The organism is Microbacterium sp. 13-71-7 (assembly GCF_002257455.1).
Classification (GTDB): Bacteria; Actinomycetota; Actinomycetes; order Actinomycetales; family Microbacteriaceae; genus Microbacterium.
In genome coordinates this window covers 1-4,871 of sequence record NZ_NCKN01000270.1, presented here as the reverse complement: position 1 = coordinate 4,871, position 4,871 = coordinate 1, and the positions used below count along the sequence as shown (strand labels likewise).

The 4,871-nt window shown below is 70.1% G+C and carries 4 protein-coding genes and 1 pseudogene; 1 reads left to right on the top strand and 4 read right to left on the bottom strand.

Annotated elements, in window-relative coordinates; genetic code table 11:
- Positions 1-140: 140 nt before the first annotated feature.
- Positions 141-314, top strand: a pseudogene (locus B7X32_RS18450) (DUF1684 domain-containing protein); the annotation flags it as partial.
- 77 nt (positions 315-391) lie between these two features.
- Here B7X32_RS18450 and B7X32_RS18445 read toward each other — a convergent pair.
- The 4 genes from B7X32_RS18445 to B7X32_RS18430 form a co-directional block, all read right to left on the bottom strand.
- Complete coding sequence (locus tag B7X32_RS18445) at positions 392-1,534, bottom strand: LLM class flavin-dependent oxidoreductase (RefSeq protein WP_292723009.1); 1,143 nt, start codon at positions 1,532-1,534, stop codon at positions 392-394.
- A 73-nt stretch (positions 1,535-1,607) separates the two neighbouring features.
- On the bottom strand, positions 1,608-2,606 hold the full coding sequence (locus B7X32_RS18440) for an ABC transporter substrate-binding protein (RefSeq protein ID WP_292723006.1): 999 nt from the start codon (positions 2,604-2,606) through the stop codon (positions 1,608-1,610).
- Positions 2,607-2,658: 52 nt separating this feature from the next.
- Positions 2,659-3,450: an amino acid ABC transporter ATP-binding protein gene (locus tag B7X32_RS18435; protein WP_292723003.1), complete on the bottom strand. Its 792-nt coding sequence runs from the start codon at positions 3,448-3,450 to the stop codon at positions 2,659-2,661.
- On the bottom strand, positions 3,447-4,487 hold the full coding sequence (locus B7X32_RS18430) for an amino acid ABC transporter permease (protein ID WP_292723002.1): 1,041 nt from the start codon (positions 4,485-4,487) through the stop codon (positions 3,447-3,449). Before B7X32_RS18430 ends, B7X32_RS18435 begins: the two co-directional genes overlap by 4 nt.
- Positions 4,488-4,871: the final 384 nt, after the last annotated feature.

Below are 4,871 nucleotides of genomic sequence, written 5' to 3'. Positions count from 1 at the left end.
TCTGCAGGAACACCAGCAGTTCGCCCCAGCTGCGGTAGGTAGGCGCGGCGATCTTCGGGACCTGCTGGTGGCTGAGCGACTCGCGGTAGTTCTCGACGCGGATGGTCTTGCCGCGCACCTGGTACTCGTTGACCTCGTCGGTGATCGACTTCAACCGCGCGACGAACCTGCCGTGCGCGTACACGGACTTCGCGACCTGCCCGCTGCCGCCCGCGGAGAACCGTCTCCCCCTCGCGGTGACGGCCGGAGAACGGACGCCCGAGGCACGAGTGCGGGGAGAGGTCTCCGCCGAGGGTCTGATCCCCCGGGCCTGAGCGCTCGGAGAACGAAGGGCCTCGGCGCCGCCCGCGGACATCGCGGGGCGGCGCCGAGGCCCATCTTCGTCGTCGCGCTAGCGGACGAGCGCCGCTTCGAGAGGCCGGCGCGCGTCGACGCCCCACGCCTCGGCGAGCAGCGCGAACGAGCGCGCGCGGTCCTCGGGGTCGTGCGTGATCGTGGTGAGCAGCAGCTCGTCGGCGCCGGTCACGCGCTGCAGGGTGTCGAGCCGTTCCACGACGCTCTCCGCATCGCCGACGAAGCGGGTGTCCAGGCGGTCGCCGACCACCTCGACGAGGTCCGCCGGATACGGCGCGACGATCGCGTCGTCGGGGTGGGGGTAGGCGATCGCGCCCTGCCCGGCGCGGATGCTGTGCACCCATTCGGCATAGCCGCGGCCGATGCGCTCCGCGTCGGCGGCCGTCTCAGCGACCAGCACATCGGCCGAGACGATCACGTGCGGCTCGGCGATCGCCCCGGGCCGGAAGGCGCGCCGGTAGGCCTCCACCGCGTCGAGCACGAAGCTCCCCGCGACGTGGAAGTTGGCCCCGAACGGCAGCCCGAGACGCCCCGCGAGTTCGGCGCTGATCCCCGCGGTGCTGCCGTGCAGCCACACCTGGATGTCCTGCCCCTCGGCCGGGGTCGCGTGGATCGGCACGCCCTCAGGGGCGGTGTAGGTGCCCGCGATGAACGCGAGGATGTCGTGGACGTCCTGTTCGAAGCGGTCGGCATCGCCGGCCGTGCGGCGCAGCAGCCTCGCCTGGGCCGCGAACCGCGCGGAATCGAAGGCGAACGGCCTCGCGGCCGGCAGCAGCAGGCCGTCCACGAGGCGGGCCTCGGCGGGGGACGGCGCGACCGGCGGCGCGGGGTGCGAAGTGGATCCGGATCGGCCGATGCCGAGATCGAAGCGTCCGGGGTGAAGGGCGGCCACGACGCCGGCGGCCTCGACGACCTGGAGGGCGGCATAGTTGCCGATGATGGTCGCGGCCGTGCCGATCCTGATGTGCTCGGTCGCGGCGGCGATGGCGGCGAGGAGCACGTGCGGGGCGGCACCCGCGACGCCGGGGTTCAGGTGGTGCTCGGCGAGCCAGAACCGGCGATAGCCGAGGCGTTCCGCCGTCTGGGCGAGCGCGATCGTGTCCCTGAGCCCTTGGGCGGCGGTCGATCCTTCGCCGAACGGGGAGAGCTCGAGGATGCTGAGCGGTGCACGGTTGGTCATGTCTTCGTCCTTCTCTGGTGCGGATGCGCGGAAAGGCGCGGGCCGGCGGTCTCCGCCGGCCCGCGCCCCGGGTTCAGGACTTGGGAAGCCCCGGCGGGTTGATCTCGGACTTCTCGATCCCCTCCGAGTCGAGCCCCCATCCCTTGAGCACCTGGGCGTACTCGCCGTTCGCGATGAGCTCGTTGAGGACGATGTTCACGGGCTCGATGAGCCCGTTGCCCTTCGCCGTCCCCGCCGCGATCGCGGCGGCCTGCGGCCATCCGCCCGGCACGATGCCCACGAGCTTGGTGGCGCCGGTCTCCCTGGCCGCCCACGCGTACGCGGCGTTCGGGCCGAAGACCGCATCGACGCGACCGGACTGCAGCGCGAGCGTCGCCGCCGCGTTGTCGTCGTAGTACTGCAGGTCGGCCGGCGCCTTGCCCGCGGCATTGAGCTCCTCGTTCCACTTCAGCAGCACCTGCTCCTGGTTCGTGCCGGAGCCGACGACGATCTTCCGGCCGGAGATGTCCGCGGCCTTCTCGATCTTGGTGATGCTGCTGTCGGACTTGACGTAGAAGCCGAGCAGATCCTGCCGGTAGCTGGCGAAGTCGAAGAGCTCCTTGCGCGCCTCGGTGACGGTCACGTTCGAGGTGATGAGGTCGTACTTGCCGGACTGGATCCCCAGGGGCCAATCGGCCCACGCGACGACCACGGGGTTGTAGGTCAGGCCGAGCCCCTGCGCGATCAGGCTGCCGATGTTGGGCTCGATGCCGGCGGGCAGGGTCTTCCCGTCCGGGACGTAGCTGAGCGGCGGCACGAAGGCGCCGACCGCGACCGTGAGCTTGCCCGGCTCGACCGGGGTGAAGCCGCTCTTCTTGAGCGCCTCGACCGCCTTCGGGACGACATCTCCCTCGACCCATTTCACGTCGTCGGCCGAGATCTTCGCCGCGGACGTGGTGGGCTCAGGGGTGCTGTCGGCCGCCGTGGCCGCCGCCGGGCGGTTGAGCGCGACGACGGCGCCGACGGCGACGATCGCGGCGACCGCGACCGCGGCGATGCCGACCACCGCGCCCTGCTTCTTGCTGAGTGCCATGCTGTGTCTCTCCTTGCGGTGATGCGGCCGTGCCGCGTTCGGGTCGTACGGGTCAGTTCAGGACCTTGGCCAGGAACTCTCTGGTGCGAGGGTGCCGGGGATGGTCCAGGACGTCGGCGGGACGTCCTTCCTCGATCACGGTCCCGTGGTCGAGGAAGACGACGCGGTCGGCGACCTGGCGGGCGAAGCCGATCTCGTGCGTGACGATGATGAGCGTGGTGCCGAACCGGGCGAGGTCGCCGATCACCTCGAGGACTTCGCCGACGAGCTCGGGGTCCAGCGCGCTGGTCGGCTCGTCGAACAGCAGTACCTTGGGCTTCAGGGCGAGGGCGCGGGCGATCGCGACGCGCTGCTGCTGCCCTCCGGAGAGCTGCCGGGGATAGGCGTCGGCCTTGTCGGCGAGGCCGACGCGGTCGAGCAGACCGAGGGCGAGCTCCCTGGCGTCGGACGCGGCCAGGCGCTTGAGCGCGATCGGCGCCTCCACGATGTTCTCCAGCGCGGTGAGGTGCGGGAACAGGTTGAAGTGCTGGAAGACGATGCCGACCTGCGTCCGGCGCCGCAGGATCTCCCGCTCGTGCAGCTCGTGGAGCTTCTCGCCGCGCAACTCGTAGCCGATCAGCTCGCCGTCGACCGTGACCGATCCGCGATCCACGCTCTCCAGATGGTTGATGGTGCGCAGCAGCGTCGACTTGCCCGAGCCGCTCGGCCCCAGCACCGCGACGACCTCCCCCGGCTGCACCGTGAGGTCGATGCCGGACAGCACCTCGACCCCTCCGAAGCTCTTGTGGACGTTGTGGATCTCGACGAGTCCGCTCGTCGCGGTCTCCGCGGTGACGGCGCTCATGCGTTCGCCTTTCCGGTGTTGTCGATCGCGGCGCGGGCGGGTCGCGGATCATCGCCGAGTCGGGCCCATTGCGTGCTCACCCAGCGCCTCGCCTGCTGCAGAGGCGTGGGAGGCAGGGTGCGCGCCGAGCCGCGTGCGAAGTGCCGCTCGATATAGAACTGCGCGATGCTGAGGATCGTGGTGATGATCGTGTACCAGACGACCGCGACCAGGAGCAGCGGGATGACCCGGCTGTTGCGGTTGTAGATGACCTGCACCGCATAGAAGAGCTCTGGGATCGCGATCACGAACACGACGGATGCGCCCTTGACGAGACCGATGACCTCGTTGGTCGCGTTCGGGACGATCGAGCGCGCCGCCTGCGGCAGGATGATCCGGAACAGCCGCCTGCCCGCGGGGATGCCGAGGGCGGCCGCCGCCTCGGACTGGCCCTGGTCGACGGAGAGCAGCCCTCCGCGGATGATCTCCGCCGAATACGCGGCCTGATGCAGCCCGAGGCCCAGGATGGCCGCGGCGAACGCGCTGACCAGCTGCACGGTGGGGAACTCCACGATCCAGAAGTCGGTGGTGAACGGCGTGCCGAGACCCAGCGTCGGGTACAGGTAGCCGAGGTTGTACCAGACGATGATCTGCACGACGAGCGGCACGGAGCGGAAGAACCAGATGTACGCCCAGGCGGCGGAGCTCAGCAGCGTCGAGTCCGACAGCCGCCCCAGTGCGATGATCGTGCCGAGCACGAAGCCGACGATCGCCGAGACGGCGGTGATCGCGAGCGTGTAGCCGATCCCGATGAGGACCGGGCCCGAGAAGAAGTACGCGGCGAACGTGCCCCACTCGTAACGGCTGTTCGTGACGAGGCTCCAGCCGAACTGCGCCACGACGAACAGGATGAGCGCGGCGAACGTCCAGCGCCACCAATGGCGGGTGGGCACGACGGGGACGGCACCGAGGTCGACCCTGTTCCGAGTCCGATCCTTCGGACGGCTCGGTTCGTCGTCGACCGAGCGGCCGAGAGGCGGTGCGGCGGTGTCGGTCATGATGCTCCCTCGTGATTCCCTCAGCACGGGCGTGCTGCGTGAAGTCACGGTATGAGCACGCGCGCGCCCTCGACAGCCGGGGATTCATTCGCGGCAACCGGCTGATACGCGACGCAACCGGCTGATACGCGGCGTAACGGAGGGATTTCCCGCGTCACCGGCGCGCAGAGGACGGGGCGCCGATCCCGGTCGGATCGGCGCCCCGTGGAGTCGTCGGTTCAGGCGTTCCGGAGGATGTGGTCCGTGACGCGCGTGGAGAAGTACAGCGCGTCCACCGGGATCCGCTCGTCCGCGGCGTGGAACTCCCCGAACACGTCGAAGTCGGCCGGCACCCGCAGCGGGACGAACCCGTATCCGTGGATGCCCAGCTGCGCCAGGTGCTTG